Source organism: Bartonella sp. AC329YNZD (assembly GCF_042196685.1).
Lineage (GTDB): Bacteria > Pseudomonadota > Alphaproteobacteria > Rhizobiales > Rhizobiaceae > Bartonella.
Genome location: NZ_JBHIQS010000069.1, coordinates 1 through 1574, shown reverse-complemented (window position 1 = coordinate 1574; position 1574 = coordinate 1). Strand labels below are relative to the sequence as shown.

Below are 1574 nucleotides of genomic sequence, written 5' to 3'. Positions count from 1 at the left end.
AATAAAGTTTGTCATTATGGATTCTTGTGTGTCATTTTTGCAATAAAAGCAGAATGCTTGTAAGAAATGCAGGGGCACTGTACAGCGTCATAATTTAGTGTGTCGCTAAAAATCTTGTAATATTCAATTATGGATGCAATCTATACCTCTCCTTTGTATCATCTGCACCCTTTATACTTTAATCACCAACATCTCATTAAAATCAACAGAAATAAAGACTTAACGGCGTTGATGGTTAAAATCTGTTTGCTTCGTCTTATCTAGGATAAACCTTTTGGGTTTGAGTTTTTTTATTGCTAATTCAGCGTTACACTAAACCCTGTGCATATCCCCACTGTTCGCCAGCACTGGTAATCGATAAATTAGAGCAAATCTTTCTATCTTCTGACATGTAGCTCCTATAGAAAAGCTAATCTGTGCATAGGGCGGAGTTAGTTTAGTATATTGTTTTTATAACCTACTCCAATAAAATTGAAATAAATTTAACGATATACTTCTACTTTATCAGAGATTTTTGAGTAAATTTGCAGCTTGGGAGAAAGCGAAAGGATATTTATTTTTTCTATCTATAAAGCTCTATAGATCTTTTAGATTTAAAACTTAAAGCAGACAATAATGAACGTATATTATATGAAAAAGCTTATTATCTTATTTTGAAAAAGAAGTTCGCTTTGTTGAAATCTTGTAAGCTTTTGCTGTTTTTTGACCTGTAGTTATCATTATATCACTTAATCAATTTATATATTTCTTTACATACGTAAAAAAAAATTCCACCCCTGCCTCATGAGACAGGGGTGAAAAGAAATTTTTATATATTTTGTTTATTATCAATTCAATGTTATATTGAATCCCGCCCCTACACCCCACTGATCTCCAGAAGTTGTTGCGGATATGTTAGAACGGTATTTTCCATTTTCCGAGGTGTAACCTGCACCAAAGGCAAATGCAGACTGACTACGCCATAAACCAGTACCAAATCCAACGCTTAATTTTCCAGGTGTATCATTGTAGCGCAAGTTAGAAACCGCTAGCCCAATAGCCGCTGCTTGTCTGGCCTCTTTTTTCACATTCTCAATGCTGTAGTTTAAAACGTCAAACTTCATATCTGTATATTGTTTAGCGCGATCAACGGTATTATCAATCGCATCAATCACAATATTATTAACCCGTTGATCTGTATACTGCTTGGATTCATCAAGAATAATCTTCATCTGTTCTTTAGTATAATCATGGAGTTGTCCACCATTTACAGCCTCTTTCGAACCTTTCTCAATTTTACCATCAGCGACATTATCAATCAGAACAGGTTCACTGGCATCACCACCCGCTAATGTGATTTTATTGGTCTTTTTGCCGTTTTCATCTCTATCATAACGAACCGCATCCTCTTCAATGTTGTCAACTCTATTATTGATGTTATCAACTTTACCATTAATATTGAGAACTGTATCACCAATATCAGCAATGGTATTGGAAATGTTATCAATTCTATTTGAAATATGCTTAACATCTTTTTCAACACCAGTGATACGTTCATTGGTTTCCCAAAGTTGTCCACCATTAACCGCATCTTT

1 protein-coding gene is annotated in these 1574 nt (G+C 34.4%); it reads right to left on the bottom strand.

Annotation, left to right across the window (positions count from 1 at the left end):
* Positions 1-827: 827 nt before the first annotated feature.
* A partial coding sequence (locus ACFIMW_RS09225; protein ID WP_375697395.1) for a YadA-like family protein occupies positions 828-1574 on the bottom strand: 747 nt, incomplete at its 5' end.